Annotated in this window: 11 protein-coding genes; all 11 read right to left on the reverse strand. The window is 41.9% G+C overall.

Annotated elements, in window-relative coordinates; all coding sequences use genetic code 11:
• Positions 1-14: 14 nt before the first annotated feature.
• Positions 15-761: a 2,3-diphosphoglycerate-dependent phosphoglycerate mutase gene (gene gpmA, locus GD630_RS18725; protein WP_143866698.1), complete on the reverse strand. Its 747-nt coding sequence runs from the start codon at positions 759-761 to the stop codon at positions 15-17.
• A 110-nt stretch (positions 762-871) separates the two neighbouring features.
• Positions 872-2,326 carry an ATP-binding cassette domain-containing protein gene (locus tag GD630_RS18730; protein WP_143866696.1) on the reverse strand — a complete coding sequence of 485 codons (1,455 nt, stop codon included), beginning with the start codon at positions 2,324-2,326 and terminating at the stop codon, positions 872-874.
• Positions 2,327-2,429: 103 nt separating this feature from the next.
• Positions 2,430-4,565, reverse strand: a complete 2,136-nt coding sequence (locus tag GD630_RS18735) for an alpha-glucuronidase family glycosyl hydrolase (protein WP_143866694.1) — start codon at positions 4,563-4,565, stop codon at positions 2,430-2,432.
• Between the two features lie 165 nt (positions 4,566-4,730).
• Positions 4,731-5,708, reverse strand: a complete 978-nt coding sequence (locus tag GD630_RS18740) for a glycoside hydrolase family 43 protein (protein ID WP_143866692.1) — start codon at positions 5,706-5,708, stop codon at positions 4,731-4,733.
• 25 nt (positions 5,709-5,733) lie between these two features.
• A complete protein-coding gene (locus GD630_RS18745; RefSeq protein WP_143866690.1) occupies positions 5,734-6,861 on the reverse strand; it encodes an endo-1,4-beta-xylanase in 1,128 nt (375 codons plus the stop codon).
• 39 nt (positions 6,862-6,900) lie between these two features.
• On the reverse strand, positions 6,901-8,316 hold the full coding sequence (locus tag GD630_RS18750) for an MFS transporter (RefSeq protein ID WP_143866688.1): 1,416 nt from the start codon (positions 8,314-8,316) through the stop codon (positions 6,901-6,903).
• Positions 8,317-8,332: 16 nt separating this feature from the next.
• Positions 8,333-9,991 carry a sialate O-acetylesterase gene (locus GD630_RS18755; RefSeq protein WP_143866686.1) on the reverse strand — a complete coding sequence of 553 codons (1,659 nt, stop codon included), beginning with the start codon at positions 9,989-9,991 and terminating at the stop codon, positions 8,333-8,335.
• A gap of 332 nt (positions 9,992-10,323) precedes the next feature.
• Complete coding sequence (locus tag GD630_RS18760; protein WP_143866684.1) at positions 10,324-12,537, reverse strand: endo-1,4-beta-xylanase; 2,214 nt, start codon at positions 12,535-12,537, stop codon at positions 10,324-10,326.
• A 24-nt stretch (positions 12,538-12,561) separates the two neighbouring features.
• Positions 12,562-13,938 carry a glycan-binding surface protein gene (locus tag GD630_RS18765; RefSeq protein WP_238482942.1) on the reverse strand — a complete coding sequence of 459 codons (1,377 nt, stop codon included), beginning with the start codon at positions 13,936-13,938 and terminating at the stop codon, positions 12,562-12,564.
• Positions 13,939-13,979: 41 nt separating this feature from the next.
• Positions 13,980-15,626 carry a RagB/SusD family nutrient uptake outer membrane protein gene (locus GD630_RS18770; protein ID WP_143866681.1) on the reverse strand — a complete coding sequence of 549 codons (1,647 nt, stop codon included), beginning with the start codon at positions 15,624-15,626 and terminating at the stop codon, positions 13,980-13,982.
• A 19-nt stretch (positions 15,627-15,645) separates the two neighbouring features.
• Complete coding sequence (locus tag GD630_RS18775; RefSeq protein WP_117934107.1) at positions 15,646-18,819, reverse strand: SusC/RagA family TonB-linked outer membrane protein; 3,174 nt, start codon at positions 18,817-18,819, stop codon at positions 15,646-15,648.
• Between the last annotated feature and the right edge of the window lie 171 nt (positions 18,820-18,990).

Raw genomic sequence — 18,990 nt, forward strand, 5'->3', positions numbered from 1 at the left:
AAATATACAACACTTTATTTCTTCTTTCCTTGATTGGCTACCGCTTCCATCATTTTTTTGATTTCTTCCGCATTTCCAAGAAAATAATCATTGGAGACATTCAGGTTCTCGTCAAACTCGAATACATAAGGAACGGCAGTAGGCAGATTCAGTTTTACAATTTCCTCATCAGAAATATGTTTCAGATGTTTGATGATACCTCGCAGACTGTTACCATGAGCCACAACCAATAAAGTATGGGCTGTTTTCAGGTTGGGAAATATATCCGATTCCCAATAAGGCATAATACGTTCAATGGTATCTTTCAGTGATTCGGTACGGGGAAGTTCGGCATCGGGAACTTCATGATAACGGTAGTCAAAACGCGCATTCCGCAAGTCACTTTCCGAAAGCGGATTAGGGGCAATATCATAGCTACGACGCCAAATCAGCACTTGTTCTTCACCATATTTCCCGGCAGTTTCCGCTTTATTCAATCCTTGCAAATCGCCATAATGCTTTTCGTTCAGACGCCAGTTCTTTTCAACAGGTATCCAGTCGAGATCCATTTTATCAAGAACACAATTCAGCGTCTTGACAGCTCTTTTCAAGTAAGAGGTATAGGCTTTATCGAAATTGAAGCCATAATCCTTCAATGTCTCGCCTGCTTTCTCAGCTTCGGCAATTCCTTTTTCGGTCAGATCGACATCTGTCCAACCCGTAAAGCGGTTTTCTTTATTCCAAGCACTTTCTCCATGACGAAGCAATACTATTTTTTTCATTTTTATTGGTCTCCTTTCTTCTTTAGTTATATATAGAACAGTTTGTTTCGCTACAAAGTTCACCAAAGAAGAAGGAGTTGCCAATACCTAAAAATGCTGATTTTATTCTTTCATCGGTTTCTCGTCAAGAAAACACGATTCGTAATTGTATCGGGTAGTTCCGATTCATAATGCGTCACCATAATCATCGTCTTATCTTTGCGTCGGCAGAAAGCCTCAATCACTTTCTTTACCCGGCGACGATTATAGGTATCCAAGCCATGAAGCGGTTCATCCAGAATCAGCAGTTCCGGGTCTTTGACGAAAGCTCTTGCCAGCAAGGCCAAACGTTGTTCTCCACTGGATAGTTGCAAGAATGGTTTATCTTTTAAATCTGCAATACCGAATATATCCATCCACCACTCACAGATAGCCATCTGTTCCGGTTGAGGACGTTTATACAGACCGATACTGTCATGCAAACCACTGGCTACAATCTCAATAGCAGGCAAATTCTTGAGATAGGCACGATGCATCTCCGGACTGACATAACCGATATGTTTCTTGATTTCCCAAATACTTTCTCCCGTTCCTCTTTTCCGCCCGAAAAGACTGATATCACAGGCATACGACTGCGGATTATCTGCACAAACCAGACTCAACAGGGTCGATTTACCCGCTCCGTTTTCCCCACTTAATGCCCACTTCTCACCGCGACATACCGTCCAATCCAATTCTTTCAGGATAGTACGGTCATCATAACGAATACTCACCTTATTCAATTTCACGACTTCATCCGAGTCATAGGTATTTCCGTCATAAGGCAAATCGATAATCCGTTTCTGCAACTCCTCAAAAGAATCAACCGTATCTCTGTCATGAAAAGCTTTCAGATAAGCCTCACGTGCCATTTTAGGAAAGACCTCCATCTTATCCACAGGAATGACATGAGTAATAAACGAAGGTATATCATCCAGCATAGAAAGAACTAAGACGATCTGCACCGACGACATCTTTGTCAAACGCTCAAGCAAGGAGAACAATAATTCGCGGGTAGGTGCATCCAAACCGATGAACGGATTATCCATAATCAGCACACGAGGTGCCGTCAACAGAGTTTTAGTGAGTTGGAACTTACGTAGTTCACCACTGGAAAGTAAAATTATCTTTTTGTCAAGAAGAGGTTCGATATGGAAGAGTTCAAACAATTCATTTTTCAGCTTGTCGTCTTTGATTTCGCCCAACATCTCACGAACATCCGGCACTTCATCCTGATCATGAGCATTCCAACGCTGCTGATAGTAGTAATTGGTATCGGCTGCCCCATAAGTATCACGGAAAGCAATATATTTCACATTATCATAAACAGTCTGAGTGACCGAAGGGGAAAAATCATATTCAATCGTTCCCTCACGCAAAGGATATTTTCCTATCAAAGTATCTACAAAAAGACTTTTACCACCACCATTAGGACCTACAATAGCTATATGTTCATTCGCTCCGATAGTTGCCGTGATGGGTTTGGCTAAACGCACAAGCGGGTTGCGTGCTACGCCCCCCGCCATGCTAAATGTATTTTGACTCATATTCTTTTATTCTGTTTTATAATTGCCCGCAAAGGTAACAATTTTATCATAAAAGACGCCAAATTGCAAACATATTCTTATTCGTTCCGTATAGGGAATATCTTTACTTACTAAACCCGTAAGGTGGACATTCAAAATTGGTAATATCCAATTTGTATTCCATCATATCTTTCAACTCATGTATGGGACGTTCCAATTCATAAGGTATCGGTTGTCTGCTGAATTGCTGGAAGTAAAGCAAACAAGCATCCCGCCACCAGACAGCATCCCGTGCCTGAATCTTCAGGCGGTGTTGCACATCACGAAAACGTTCGGAATCAATATACGGTTCCATCCTGTCCCACACTTTTTGAAAGTTTCTCACTTCGTTTACACCACGATCATACGCGTAGCACAGTTCTGTCCAAAGTGTACGTCCGCTCTTCATCTGATGATTCCAAGGAACATGGTGAAACCAAAGGAGCAGATTCTCCGGACAGGTATTCACATTGTCCAGTTGCTCGCATAATGGAGAATGGTATTGTCCGGTAGCATTACTTCCTGTACTGCTGCGGTCGAAACCTATTCCCATGTTGTCGGCACGGTGGTAATAAGGAGGCAGCCAATCCGGGCGAGCATCGGGAATATCACACCAGGGTTCCGGTCCGTAATGATGTCCCCATGCAAAGATATGATGCAAGCCGAGAGGCATCATGTAGTCTACTACTGCTTCTCTCGATTTCTGAAGCACTTGGGAGTTGAGAAAGGAGAGTTCAGCGTCAATTTGCTCTTTTTGAATGACTTCTCCTGCCGGAGTATCGGTTTGCGCACCGGTAACGGGAAGAAAAGTTTGTTTCAACCATTCTTCTCCTATCTGTTCGGAAGAGAGCGAATGTTTCCATGCCAATCGTCCGAAAGCATACCAGTTGGCTTGAGCAAAAGGATGTCCACACCAATTAGTATCATCACCGATATTTGCCACTCCGGAAATAGCCGTGAGCGGATGAAAGAATAAAGAACCATCTGTCACACGGGCAACGGTAGAGCCTTTGCCTTGCAGATAAGTATCACTGTCTAAACACTCTTTCCACATAGGAGCAAGGAACGCAAGATGATTGGAAAAGCCAAGATACTCTTGTGTGATCTGAAACTCGGGCATAACTGCCGTCTTCTTCATAGCTCCGAACAGCGGGCTGAATGGCTCACGGGGTTGGAAATCTATCGGACCGTTCTTGATCTGCACAATAACATTATCCCGGAACTTACCATCCAAAGGTTCAAATTCAAGATAGGCTTGTTTGGCACGGTCGCTGTCGGTAGGAGAATAAACGAAAGCACGCCACATCACAATTCCATGATAAGGCCTCAACACATCAGCAAGCATATTGGCTCCTTCGGCATGAGTGCGTCCGTAATCACACGGACCGGGCTGCCCTTCGGAATTCGCTTTCACCAGAAAACCTCCGAAATCGGGAATCAGAGAATAAATCTCTTTGGCTTTCTGCTTCCACCAGTCTATCACTTCTTTATTTAACGGATCGGAAGTGGATAAACCGCCTAAAGCTGCGGGAGAAGAGAAATTGATAGAAAGATATATTTTCAAGCCATAAGGGCGGAAAATATCGGCCAAGACTTTGACTTTCTGCAAATAATCATTAGAAAGTATTTTAGGACTTGCATTGACATTGTTTATTACGGTGGCATTAATGCCGATAGAAGCATTGGCACGAGCGTAGGCTTCATAACGGGGAGAGACAACAGACGGAAGTTCGTCCCATTTCCAAAGTGAATGTCCGGCATATCCGCGTTCGATTGTACCATCCAAGTTATCCCAATGATTCAGGATACGAATTCGATAATCAGGTCGTTCGGAGATATCGAGGGATTGCAAAGCTGATTCCGGTAGTTGTCCGGTAGCTTGCAGACGGAGTAAATGATACGTTCCATAAAGTACTCCTTGTTCACCGGAAGAAGCTATCGTTATTTGACTGCCACCTTTGGAGGTCTGAATCGTATATCCCTCATTTCCAAGTGCACGAAGTTCTTTATTATTCCGAACCTCCAAAGTAACCGGGATTCCTCCCTGCCAGAAGTTCTGTAATTCGGAAACGGCAATACGTAATGTAGGCGATTGTTTCTTGCTGCTAATTTCCGCTTTCGCTCCCAATGCATAACGAAGCCACAAGGCACTTCCATCTTCTGCCCAAATAGAAAAAAAGCAAAAAAACAAAGTGAATGTCAATGCAAATATATTCCTCATAGTACAAAGTATGTTATCACAATTAATTTACAGTATGATAGCATAAGTCAATTAAGCATTCATACTTAATAATAACCGCCTCTACCTGAAAAATCCCTATTACCTAATATTCTGGTAAAAGTAGGTATGTTTTTCAAATAGAGGCGGTTGTTTTAATGTATCCTATTATTCATCTTTTCCCTCAATGGTAATGATTCGCCCGTCTGCATCATACTGAAGTTCGCAGACTTTCAAGCTACGGAGCCAAGTCTTCCCCTCTGATGGTACACAATCGTGATGAAACAGATACCACTTGCCTTTAAACTCTACAATAGCATGGTGAGTAGTCCATCCTACCACCGGAGTCAGAATGACTCCCTGATAAGTAAACGGACCATAAGGGTTATCACCTATTGCATAGCAGAGCAAATGAGTGTCTCCCGTAGAATAGGAGAAATAGTATTTACCATTATATTTATGCATCCACGAAGCTTCGAAGAAACGGCGTTCTGTATCCCCTGCTGTCAATGGCTTACCGTCTTCATCCAGAATTACCACTGCCCGGGGTTCTTCGGCAAACTCCATCATGTCTTCACTCAAACGAGCAACACGCGACGGAATTGCTTCCTCCTCTCCTTCCGGCAAAATAGCAGATTCCAAGGCTTTATTATTACGGTAACGTTGAAGTTGTCCACCCCACAATCCACCGAAATACATATAATAGTTACCATCTCCGTCATCCCATACAGCCGGATCGATGCTGTAACTTCCCTTCATCGGATTAGCTTCCGGTATAAAAGGACCATAAGGTTTATCACTCACAGCTACCCCGATACGAAATATATCATTCTGATCTTTCAATGGAAAATACATATAGTACTTACCATCTTTACAAACCACATCACAATCCCATAGTTGACGACCCGCCCAAGGAATATCCTCTGTGGAAAGCACCACTCCATGATCTTTTATTTCACCGTTCATCACATCATCCATAGAATACACGTGATAATCTTTCATATTGAAATGATCGCCATTATCATTTTCGGCAATACCACTTTCCCAATCATGCGAGGGATAAATATACAGTTTGCCATCAAATACGTGTACGGCAGGGTCAGCCATATAATCACCGGGAACTAAATATCTTTTTTCTGTTTTCATGCTTTTTCGGTTTTCTGTTAGAAACTTATTTTGTTTTTTCAGCCTCTTTGATAATCAGGTCGACTACCGGTTTCGGCCGATAATTGCGATCAAAAAGTAACGGATAATCCGTGCGACCTCTCATCGGCCAGTCATTACGCCAAGAATTCTGATCGGCTACTCCCCAAAGAGTAACCCTAGTAATGAGGTTATGGTGTTTCAGGAACAGGCGGAAAAAGTCATTCATTCTTTCAGTCCATGCTTTCGATACCTCTTCCGGCAATCCATCCGGATAAGGATTCATCTCTTTTTTATATTCAAAGGAAGCGGAAACCTCTGCACCTACATTGGGATTCGGTGATGGTATCACCGTCAAATCCAGTTCTGTTATCATTATCTTCACTCCTGTTCCAGCAAAAGCCAACATACTCTTCTCAAATTCACTGATTTTCGGGTAGTCCATGCCGATATGCCCTTGCATACCTACGGCATCAATACGGATTCCACGTCTTTTCAAATCGTTCACCATCTTCACGACGGCTTCTCTTCTGCCCGGTTGGGCCATTGAGTAGTCATTGTAGTAAAGTTCGGCATCCGGATCGGCCTCGTGTGCATATTGGAAAGCCAATGGGATATATTCTTCCCCCAGAATCTCATAAAACTTTGTCTTGCGATATGCTCCATTATCTTCAATCGCTTCATTTACTACATCCCAGCCTTTGATGCGGCCTTTATAGCGTTTCACGATGGTAGTGATATGGTCTTTCATCCGTTTCTTCAGGACTTCCGGAGAAACATTGTTCCCGTCCTTATCTACGCAAAACCAAGGGGCCAATTGTGAATGCCAAATCAGGCAGTGACCAATGATAGCCATTTGATTGCTCTCACCAAAACTGACAAATTCATCTGCCTGCGCAAAATTATACTTATTTTCTTTCGGATGAATGACAGAAGACTTCATGCAGTTTTCCGCCACGATGGAATTAAAATTCTTCTTTACAACTTCAACAGCTGCGACATCCTTACCGGAACTTTGATGTGTGTTCACTGACACGCCAATCAGAAACTTGTTTTTCAAAGCCTTTTTCAGCGAATTTCCATCTTTCGCAAAAACTTCTCCATAAGAAAAAGAAAACATCACTGTCAACAACAGAATTATTCGTTTGAGTTTCATACGTTATATTTTTGAGTAATAAACATTCTACTATCTTATCTATTCGCTTTTTTTACAGCGCGATTCTATCTCCTCATTTATATTGTCAATTACATTATCTTCCAGTTCATATTTAGAAATAATGAACATAGCGACCAAAAGTAACAATGCCGGGATAACGGCCACAAGCCACAGTATTCCCTGTTCGGCAAAAGGCGATTGTGACACTTCATTTGTCTGGTCGAATCCGACAAAAGCCATAACAAGTCCCGGTACAACTCCCCCAAGAGCCATTCCCGCTTTATAGAAAATACCGGTCAAAGCATTGACTATGCCTGAAATACGCTTACCATGAGTATATTCTCCATACGAAATCACTTCGGGAACCAAAGCCCACATGTATCCTGTCGCAATAATGACTCCGGTAGATTTTATGAACTGCGCCACAAAGACCAACCATATCTGCGTTTTGAGTACCGGAACCACAGAAATAATATACAGTAATGCCATACCCAATATAGCGACTGAAAGGAATACATAAAACATTTGCTTTTTTCCAATGGCACGTTTAATGGCAGGTACCATCGGCATGAAAATGAATGCGGGTATCGAGCCCAAGGCCATGAAATAAGGTAACATCTCCGGTGCACGTACATTATAAATCATATAATATGAACCGGCAGAATTACCAATGGCCATCATTGCAAAAGCAGTAATGAAAAAGAACGCCAAAATACGCAAAGGTTTATTTCTACAAAATTCTACCCACAAGTCGGACACTTTTACTTTAGATGTCTCCTCCTGATCCATAACCACACGCTCCTTCGTCTGGCTAAAGCAGAACACCAATAACGCCAATCCGATAACAGCATAAATAGTCATCGTAATAAACCATGCGTTAGCAGATGCAGTAGTATTGATTTTGCCATCGGGAGACAACACCTTCACCAGTATCGGAATACCGTATGCCACGGCCAAACCGCCCAAATTGGCAAGAAACATACGCACTGACGTCAACACCGTGATTTCATTCGTATCGCGGGTAAGTGACGCATTCAGTGCTCCATAAGGCACATTAATCAATGTATAACACATGGATAATCCAACGTAAGTGAAATAGGCATAGAACAGTGAGCCCGAAAAGCCGTTCCAAAAACAAAGAATAGCAAAACCAGTCAGCGGAATTCCTCCCCAAATAAGATATGAACGGTATTTACCTAGTCTAGGATTGTGTTTATCGACGAAAGCACCCACCAGAGGATCCCAAAGGACATCCACTATCCTGACAATAAGAAACATCACGGCTGCCACTTCCGGTTTAAGTCCATATACATTGGTATAAAAAATCAGCAGATACATACATACGGTCTGGTAAATAAGGTTTTGCGCCAAATCACCGGAACCGAATCCTATACGTTGAAGCCAAGAGAGTTTATAGAAACCTTTCGCTTCATTGGTCTTTATTGTATTCTCCATAAAATAGATAAATTGGTCATTTTCTGTTTTTCGTATTCATTTCTATCAAGATAGCTGCTGCCACTCGTTGCCCTAGCGTCTTTTTATCCAATGGATGAATATCATTCCATTCTCCTAAATCACTATTTTTAATCAGAGTAACATTTTTATTTGTATCGGCTACTTCCGCCTGCGCTTTCCGGAATTCCGCCCAGGCAGCGCGTCCTCCTTTATCTGTGGGTGAAAGAAAATCCGCCAGTTCAATGATATAGAAAGGCATATCTGATCTATTCCATCGTTGTCTCCAATCGCTAATCATAGCCGTCAACAAGTCTTTATACTCATTTCTGCGTGAGACATTCGATTCTCCCTGATACCAGATAACACCGGATACCGTATAGTTCAGCAAAGGAGCAATCATGGCATTATACAGTCCTGTGGGTTTATAATGAAAAGCCGTTTGTCCCGGAGCAGCGGGCATAGGAGCACCGAGATGATATTTCCAACTCCCCTCCAGATTGATCTCCGATTCTCCTTTTTCCGGCTGACCTTTTCCGAAAAGAATTTTATAAGGCTTCTCCTTTACAAATTGAGGACGACCGCCATAACTGAAAAGGCGTATGGTTATTGTATTTTTTCCGGCTTTCAGCAATCCGGCAGGAATGGTATAGATACGGGGAGGATACTGATAAGAGACAGTCCCCACAAATGTGCCATTTACATAAACAGAATCCGCATCCACGATGCATCCCAAGCGAAGAGTCGCTTTCTCTCCCGCCTGTTGTGCAGACACCTGAAAGTCTTTACGGAACCAGTGGGAACCATTGATGGTATTTAGTCCGTTTGTTGTCCAGCCGGAAGCAAACAAATCTGTTTCTTTCCAATTGCTATCATCATAATCGGCAGCATACCAAGGGGTAGCCTCATGCATCCCTTTATCTCCCTGAAACAACGCCACATTCCAAGCATGACTTTTCTTCCTCTCCTCTTTTTTCATTGATTCCACCAAGTCGTCCGATTCATAGATACGCTTTTCATTCAAATAAAATGGAAAAGGCTTCAACCCTCCCTCACTGATCCACGCTTCTACCGGTGAACCTCCGACACTGGAATTTATGATTCCTACCGGAACTTTTGTCTTCTGATAGACATCTTTAGCGAAGAAATAGACCAAAGCAGAGAAAGGCATCACATTTTCAGGAGTCATCGCTTGCCAGGAAATTCCCGGAATATCTGCCTGCGGAGCATGAAAATTATAGAGCAGAGGTGTTTTTATATAGCGCACCATCGGATAGTTACTGTCCGTAGATATTTCATCGCGAAAACGATCTGTAACCCGTGAAACAGGCAATTCCATATTCGACTGCCCGGAACATACCCACACATCACCAATAAGAATATCCTTTAATTCGATATCATTAATAGTCATCGTATAAGGTCCGCCGGCTTTCAAAACAGGCAAAGTCACTTTCCAGTTGCCTTGTGCATCGGCAACAGTCTTATATTTCTTTTTCAGGAAAGTTATATCAACGGTTTCATCAGGATCAGCCGTTCCCCAGATATTGACAGGTTCCCCACGCTGAAGTACCATTCCGTCGGAAACAAGAGCCGGAAGTTTAACCTTTGCTCCGCCCAACAAGGCGAAGCAAAGGAACACAACTACTAACCCTACCTTATAAAACCAATACTTATTCATTCTGTCTTTTCTTTTATATGTCTTTATTTCATGATAATTTAGCAAGAGAAGAACTCCATCGGGATTCCACTTTGCAAACTTAGGAAGTTTCTTCCCACTTACCCAGAAATTCTGATTCAAATCATTACTCGCTTGTTACATCATCGTTTACGTATGTTACAAAAACTTGTTGCAATGTTACATTCAAGCTGAAACCACCGATAAACAGGAGGAAAGGGAAAGTTTTAGAACGAGCGGATTACAGTAGTTATTGTTATTCATTTGATCCGCTCCAAGATCATAACAACTACTGTAACCCTCACTCTTCCCTTCTTTAATCGTTATAAAATCATTTATTCCAAATCTCCGGTAAAGTCTTCGCTGACATCTTTACCAGCCAAACCATCGGCCACTCCCTTATAAGCATGTTTACGTGCATAATTAGCATCCCAAAGGTTCGGAGCGTCATCCGGTATCCAATTCACATGTTCTTTTTCATTGTCCGATACTCCCCAGATGGTAATACCATATTGTTTGTCCGCCGGGATATACTTCTTGTACATATCAATGACATACTGATACATTTCTGCCTGTTGTGCCAGATTTTCAGTAGTAGGCGACGAGGTGTTAACCTTAATATCCAACTCGGATACTTTAATCAACTTGCCGGTAGCACCCAGTTTCTGGAACATTTGAGCAATATTGTCTTTATTGGAATCAATAGCAATATGCATTTGTGTACCGATACCATCCACTGTGGCCCCTTTGCTTTCGATGTATTCCACATATTTAATCAGACCATCACACTTATTGAGGTTATATTCCAGATTATAATCATTGATGAATAGTTTGTCATCCGGATTTCCATATAAGCGGGCAAGTTTGAAGGCTTCTACAGCATAATCTTTCGGAGTCAGGAAATAATCTTGCCAATAGAATTCATCAGAAGCCAGATCAGTTTTGCCTTTACCAGTCTTAATGTCTGATGTTTTTGCATCATCCATCGGTTCATTGACTACGTCCCATGCATGAACATAAGGTTTGCAATGGGTAACCATCTTTGAAATCCAGTCTTCCATAGCATCTCTGATAATCTCGGCTTTTTCTTCGTCGGTCTTCTCAATGATAGTAGGACCGGAAGCACGAATGACAGCACGAGTCGTCTCGATTTCTTCCAAAACAATATCATCAATATAATAATCTGCTGCCACTAAACCAAAATCAAATAAAAGTTTGGTATGCCCTCCAGCCTTTGCTGTAATAGTCCATTCAATCAGATTCCACGTATTGGTCACATCCTTTGGACCAGAAAAATCCGCATTATCCTGTACTTGCATTTGGATCTTACCATTAGAAACTGTAGACTTAACCCATGCAGAAACCTTATACTGTGTTCCCTCAACAAGCGGTGCAGCCAAAGTGTAACATGCTTGAGCAACATGTATTTGATCCCCTGCCGCAGGATTGGTTAACTTCATTGCATATTTACTTCCATTAACCCCCTCTCCTTCTTCGGATATATCTCTGGATGAACCATTTCCCCAAGAATTCCATGGGTCAATTGTCCCAGATTCAAAGTCACCATTACTAATGAGATTTACCACAGTAGGCTCACCCTCCAAATCTACAACAACAATATCATCTATGTAGTAAGTCATATTAGCAACAGCACCTAAATCTATTCGGAACTGAAGCTTATCAGAATTTTCAGCAGGCATTATATCCGTACCTATCAATTCCTTATTATAAACAATCTGCTGCCAACTATTCGAAGTTGGAATCGTTTCTTTTCCATCAATATTAGGATACGTTGTATTCATTCCTTCAAATGCCAGACGTACAGCACCTACTCCTTCTGATTTGATAAAGAAAGAGATTTGGTAACGATGCCCTTCGATTACAGGTATTGCTTCACTCTGAATCTCCAAATCCCACGGTTTGGCCGAACTTGCACTTGTAACGGCCTTGATACAACCTTTCGTATTACCCAACCCTTCTGTTGCAGAATGTTCAACTGTCGCTTTTCCTCCTCCCCAGGAAGCCCACGGAACTATATCCTCGTCAAAACTGCCATTCTGTAAGAGATTTGTTCCAGCCGGCCCCGGAATAACTTCCGGTGCAATCAGACTATTCAGATAACTCGCATTCTGATTAGTGTGCCAAATCAGACAGTGCCCATAAATGCTGATACCCGCTTCTGTGGTCTTTGTAAACAACTGATCGACCTTATCAAATTTCAAATTCCCTTTAGAATCGACCATAGGACCGTGCTTCATGGCATATCCTATCGTCAGATCATTAAAGTTCTCATTCACAATGGTAGTCGTTGTCTCGTCACCAAGATATTCATCCATCCCCACTCCGATACCCAACTTAAAGTTGGGATCGGATAAATATTCTTTCAACGGCTTGTAACGGGAAATCTTTTCAGCCAACTGTAAAGGCAGTTCGGAAGAAGTAACCGCTCCATGTGTAGGGTCTTTATACCACTCCATCTTATTATCGTCACACGATGTCAATATCAGCACCGACAAGGCAACAAACGGAAGCATATTTCTGTATTTCATAATCTTTTCAATTTAAAGTCATTATTATTCTGCATCCTCTTCTTCGTCCGGGAAATCGGTATATTCCGGCTTCGTCAAAGGTACGACACGCCAGTTATCAATATAAATTTTCACGGAAGTTGCTTTGGATAGAAACTCTGTTTCTTTATCCGAGCTCGCACCTGTGATCTTATCCAATGTAATATCAGAGTTCTCAAAATAGAAACCGAAGTTGGCATAAGAAGCAGATGCACGGGTAGCGGCCACATCGGCAAAAGTGGTCCAAGCTCCGCTGGATGCTTTCGATTTGTAGAATTCACTGAACGGAACAGTTACAGTCTGCCAACCGGTTGTCTGGAAAGGAACGATCTTTCCGCCTACAAGCCACGGTACGTAATTATAACAGTCTCTCTCCCATTCTCCACCATTGAATCCGTTCTGACCACAAATCTTCAGGAATCCGGATTCAGACCAAGGTTCGGGCACATAGATTTCAAACTGAATAGCACATTCGGCAACAGGAGTTTCAGCAGGGACACCCAGCGTCAACCAGTCAGGATCAGTGCCATTACCAGCTGTCCAAACTTCAGCACAACGATTCTTCGCTGCTGCCACCGGCAACTGTCTTTCTAATGGCAAACGACAGTAAGCACCTTGCGACACATTACCTTCACCAATCGAAGCAGATTCCAGTTCGGTTGTTTGAATCATACTTTCAGAATCGCCCCATGCCCCTTGTGCACCCACTCCATCGAAGTTCAACAACAAGCCTTTCTTATAATTGAAATAGGCAGGAGAATAAGCACCACCATTCGAACCTTCTACGAAAATAGAACCGCCCTCTTCAGAAACTCCGGCAGGCATATCCACCATAAAATATTCACCGTCAAGATCAGAAATAATACCTTCTGTCACCACCACATTTCCGGGGAAAATGACTTTTGCTATTTCCGTCAATCCACTTCCATAAACAATGATAGGTTCACCTACATTCGGCATACAGTTGGAGATTTTCGTTATAGACGGGGCAGCAGCACGAATCTGGAAATCATAAACGTATTCACCGCCATCTTTTACCAAACGAATTGTATTACGTACATTCTCATCTGCTTCTGTAGTCGGAACTTTACTGTTCACACTAACCAGAAAAGATTTATTCGAAACAAATACCGGATTAAAATAACAGTTATATCCATTAATATACACTTTCTTCAATCCGTTGAATCCTTCACCTTCAATTCGGATCAGTTGTCCCAAACGGGCAAAATCAACCAAACGGTCAGTAACATTCGACTTCGCGTCTTCCAGATAGATCCCTGTTATGTTCATCACAGAACTTCCGCCATTATCATCATCGTCGTCACACGAAACAAATGAACAAGAGCAGATGAGTAGGCTCACCAATAAGCCAAATGCTTTCATACTATTTTTATATATCAAGCTTTTCATTCGTATTCTCGTTTTTAGTTAAACAAATCGGTTATTCTGTCTTCCTTAAATGCATAAGGCACAGGATCCGCTTTCAACAAAGGATTTTGCACAGTCTCCGATTCCGGATAAGGAAGAAGGAATATACTGGAATCGACATCACCTATGGCACGCTTCGTTTCATCCGAATCCTCGTCTCTCTTCAAAGTCTGTGTATCCGCATCCCATACTACAGGGACAGCAGTACCCCTATCCTGTCCGGTGATATAATTGAGTACTTCCTGTTGTTTATAATAAGCTCTACGCACCAAGTCATACCAATACTGTCCTTCCAGACAAAGTTCCAGTCTACGCTCACGACGAATATCTTCATAAGTAATCGAATTTTTGGGCTCCAAACCGGCACGCTTGCGCACTTTGTTAAAGTATTCCATTGCATCGGCATCATCTGTTGAAGGATTATTTCCCAATATAGCTTCTGCATAAATCAGATATACTTCTGCCAGACGCAACATGTAAGTATTGATAGGAGTACTTCCGGAAGTGATCTTCGCATTATCTTTGCTAGAACCACAAACATATTTCTTACAATAAATTCCGGAAACAGTACCCGACGCTTTCTTCTCACAAGTATATCCTCCGTTTGCTTTCTGTATTTCAGGATAATGATCGCCATAAGCCATCCAAGTCGGCTGACGTCGTTTATCTCCTTTTTCATACTCCCAAATCACGTCCGGTTGTGCAAAGACATAGCCGCCCCATGCACGGTCATTACCGGTAATAGCCGACTCACAAGCGAAATAATCCTGTATCGTGTTACATTCCCCATACGTACCATTACTAACCCATTGTAAAGCAAACAGTGTTTCCGAGTTGTTATTTTTATCAATCATAAACAAATCGGCATAATCAGTCATCAGTTCAAAATTTCTGTTTTCTATCACTTTTAAAGCCGCTTTCTTTGCCAAATCCAGGTAATCCTGATTACGAGTCGCACTATTAGGATTACTACTGTAACCGGCATACGTCAGGTAAACACGTGACAACATACCAAATGCGCTGTATTTATTGACACGTCCGGCAGCAGAAGAAACCTCCGGCAGATATTTTGCCGCAAACTCCAAATCACGCATCGCAAATTCATAGACATCACTTACCGGACTGGTATTGACAATAGGATTAGCCACCAGTTCATCCGTATCCTCATTAATAATAACATTTCCCCATAACATCGCCAGATAGGAATAAGCAACTCCACGCATGAACCGTGCTTCAGCAATATATGGGTTCTTCACTTCTTCGCTATTGGATGAGTTACCTTTGATCCCGTTAATAATCTTATTAGTTTGCTGTACTATATTGTACAATGAACCCCAAGCCGAAACTAACGGTCCCGTCAATCCGGTTTCGGTCAAATCAGCAAAAGGATAGATATAATTAGAGGTTGTCGCACAAAGGTTGAATCCGCGTCCGTCACCCAGTCCATAATAGAACTTATCGTTAAAGTCGAACCACACCTTATTATACAAAGGAGCTGTTGCTGCCCGGAAATCATCTTCCGTTTGATAAAAATTATCTCCTGCGATATTGGAGTTATCTTCAGAATCGAGGAAGTCACTGCATCCTGCAAACGCCAAAGCTACAGCCAACATGAAAGAGTATATATATTTACTTGTTTTCATATTTAGTCACTTTAAATGATTAAAAGGTTAAATTCAGACCGAATGTATAAATTCGCGGAGAAGGATAACGATAGTTATCAAAGCCTGTAAGCAAAGCGTCCTGATTGGCAGAACCTATTTCCGGGTCCATCCCTTTGTATTTTGTGAATGTATATACATTCTGCAGGTTACAATAAAGTTTCAGATTCTGAATACCAATCGGTGCCAACCATTTACGCGGAAATGTATAGCCGAAAGAGATAGACTGAATACGCAGGAAAGAACCATCTTCCACAAAGCGGTCACTGAAACGATAATTGGAATCATCCGTCCCTTTGGCAATAGCCATACGGCAAGCATAAGGGTCACCGCCTACAATCTGTATATTCCGATAATCATCCGGACCATTCGGATCAATCAAAGCCAGTTGTGCATAATCCAAAGCCGATTTCAGGATGTTATTATTGCCACGTGGATTTTCAAGTTCACGACGTCCCCAGTTTACAACTTCATTTCCTACCGATCCGGTCAGGTTAATGCTCAAGTCGAAGCCTTTATAAGAGAAAGAGTTACCGAAGCCGAAAGTAAAGTCCGGTTCAGGATTACCGATATAAGTACGATCCTGTTCATTGATAACACCGTCTTTGTTTACATCTTCAAAAATATAATCACCAATCCAGACACTATTCTTGGAAATCGACATACCTTCAGGCAATGCTACCGGCTTAATTGCTCCGGAAGCATCTTTATAGTAAAAGTCAGTAGCCTTTTCAAAGCGGCCAATCACTTTATAACCATAAAACTGTCCGATAGGGTTTCCTACTGATGTACGTGTCAGTACGGTTATTGTTTCGCCTGTCTGATTACTCTTATCTATCAGGCTGGTTGCCGTATCCAGCGATTTTACTTTATTACGGTTCATAGAGAATACCACGTTACTTCTCCATTGAAATCCGCCTTTATCAATATTCACTGTATTTAAAGTCAACTCAAGTCCTTTATTCTCCAAAGAACCCACATTCTTCCAGGGTGCGGAAGTAGAGCCCTGACCTGAAGTTCCCACGTAAGCAGGAAGAGGCACTTGCAACAACAAATCATTTGTTTTCTTATAATAAATATCGGCTATCAATTCAATCCTGTTCTGGAAAAGATTAATATCAAGTCCCAGATTACTTGAATAAGTAGACTCCCATTTCAATTCGGGATTCGGAGTATTGCCAGCCAGCAATCCTGTTCCCCAAACGGTAGCAACAGATGAATAAATGGCTTTATATGCATTATTAGGCACATTCTGATTACCTACAACACCCCATCCTAAACGTAATTTCAGATTATTAATAATATTGTTGTCTTTCAAAAAAGATTCATTGGAAACCTTCCAAGCCAAAGCAGCCGACGGGAACCATCCCCAACGATTATCTTTGTAGAATTTGGAAGAACCGTCGCGACGAAGAGTAAATGTCAACAGATATTTGTCATCGTATGAATAGAACAGACGGCCGAAATAAGATAAAATCGAACTTTCTCCACTATTACCATTATTCTTGGCTGTTGCGGCATCTCCCAATGTCAGGTCGGTTGCAGCATTGGACAAATATCCCATACGGCTTCCCATCAGATATTCCCATTTGCTCTCCTGCATTTCCTGACCAATCATTGCATTCACATTGTGCACTCCAAAAGTTTTCATGTAATTCACGATATTTCTCCAACTCCAGAACTTATTATATGATTTGGAGAAAGTCCCCTGACGGTCTGTATTTTCAATCGCACCAAAAGTATATGAGGGATCAAATTTATAAGTATTAGCTACCCCATAATCGAAAGACAATTCCGTTTTAAACGTCAGTCCGTCAATGATAGTAGCTTCAGCATAGGTGTTTGCCCGAATACCCATTTTCTCGTTGCGGTTATCCTTAATCATGGCAAGACCCACCGGATTCGTTTGTACCCATTCGTCCGTATCCGGTCCGTCAAATGTGCCTTCAGCATTACGAACAGCCACACTCGGACTCTGCAATAAAGCAGTTCTAATCAACGACTCGTCAGATACAGTCAATTTCTGACGGGAATTACTAAACGCAAAGTTAATACCCATTTTTAAATAGCTCTTCACCTGGGCATCAAAACTACCTCGTAAGTTCAGACGCCTGAACCCTGAACCAACAGCAATACCATCCTGATTGAGGTAGCCTGCTCCCAAAGCATAGTTACTTTTATCAGTACCTCCGGTCACAGAAAGATTATGACTGGTCATCATAGCTTTAGAGAACATCTCATCCTGCCAGTCTGTACCTTCACCTAGTAAATCCGGACGAACAAAGTTATTATCCTTGTTCACTATTCCCCAATCATTTCCCGAATAGTCTTTTCCTGAACGAACATTCTTATGCTCCGCATATTCACGCAGATTCAGCATATCCAGTTTTTTAGGCATTTCCTGCCATCCTATATATCCGTCATAAGTTATTTGCGCCTCACCCTTCTGTCCACGTTTGGTAGTAATCATAATCACACCGTTTGCAGCTCGCGCACCATAAATAGCAGTGGCGGAAGCATCCTTTAATACGTCCATAGAGACGATGTCCGAAGGATTGATAGATGCCAGTGCATTATCACTTCCCGAACCTGTGGAACCGTCGATGATAACACCGTCAATGACAAAGATAGGTTCATTGGAGGCATTCAAAGAGTTGATACCACGAATACGGATGGAAGAACTACCACCGGGCATACCGCTATTAGCCTGTACCTGCACACCGGCAGCACGTCCTTGCAGTACCTGGTCAACGGAAGTCACTACAGATTTCTTAATGGCTTCATCGTTGACCGATACAACAGAACCGGTCAGGTCACTACGTTTCATCTGACCATATCCAACTACAACTACTTCGTCTAATACTTTTGCATCTTCTTTGAGGGTAATATCAAACTGCTTTTTCCCGGCTACAGGAATCGTTTGTGTCTGATATCCGATAAAAGAAATCTTCAAGCTACCTTTGGCTGATACATTCAACTTAAAATTACCATCCAAATCGGTAACTATACCATTGGTAGTGCCAGCTTCTACTACACTGGCTCCGATAATCGGTTCGCCCGATGCATCTTTGACCACTCCCGTCACGGAAACAGTCTGTGCCAATACCCATACAGGGAAGAGGCAGAAAAGAATGATAAGACCTAACGGTCGAAAATAATGATTTGTGCTTTCCATAAAATCATTTTTTTAATTAATAATGATAGTGGTTAATCCAAGTTATAGGTTTTTCTCTTCTTATTTATAATAAGGAATAGAGTAAGGAATTCATGTTTCCATAAGCAGTTATTATTTTAAGGTGTCCGACAATTCATTTTTTTGTTAATGCAAATTTATGGATAATATATC

The organism is Bacteroides zhangwenhongii, assembly GCF_009193325.2.
Taxonomy (GTDB): domain Bacteria; phylum Bacteroidota; class Bacteroidia; order Bacteroidales; family Bacteroidaceae; genus Bacteroides; species Bacteroides zhangwenhongii.

Bases quoted from the DNA above. Each gene is read 5' to 3' on its own strand.
- gpmA (WP_143866698.1), bottom strand. From the start codon at position 761: ATGAAAAAAATAGTATTGCTTCGTCATGGAGAAAGTGCTTGGAATAAA.
- GD630_RS18730 (WP_143866696.1), bottom strand. From the start codon at position 2,326: ATGAGTCAAAATACATTTAGCATGGCGGGGGGCGTAGCACGCAACCCG.
- GD630_RS18735 (WP_143866694.1), bottom strand. From the start codon at position 4,565: ATGAGGAATATATTTGCATTGACATTCACTTTGTTTTTTTGCTTTTTT.
- GD630_RS18740 (WP_143866692.1), bottom strand. From the start codon at position 5,708: ATGAAAACAGAAAAAAGATATTTAGTTCCCGGTGATTATATGGCTGAC.
- GD630_RS18745 (WP_143866690.1), bottom strand. From the start codon at position 6,861: ATGAAACTCAAACGAATAATTCTGTTGTTGACAGTGATGTTTTCTTTT.
- GD630_RS18750 (WP_143866688.1), bottom strand. From the start codon at position 8,316: ATGGAGAATACAATAAAGACCAATGAAGCGAAAGGTTTCTATAAACTC.
- GD630_RS18755 (WP_143866686.1), bottom strand. From the start codon at position 9,991: ATGAATAAGTATTGGTTTTATAAGGTAGGGTTAGTAGTTGTGTTCCTT.
- GD630_RS18760 (WP_143866684.1), bottom strand. From the start codon at position 12,537: ATGAAATACAGAAATATGCTTCCGTTTGTTGCCTTGTCGGTGCTGATA.
- GD630_RS18765 (WP_238482942.1), bottom strand. From the start codon at position 13,938: ATGAAAGCATTTGGCTTATTGGTGAGCCTACTCATCTGCTCTTGTTCA.
- GD630_RS18770 (WP_143866681.1), bottom strand. From the start codon at position 15,626: ATGAAAACAAGTAAATATATATACTCTTTCATGTTGGCTGTAGCTTTG.
- GD630_RS18775 (WP_117934107.1), bottom strand. From the start codon at position 18,819: ATGGAAAGCACAAATCATTATTTTCGACCGTTAGGTCTTATCATTCTT.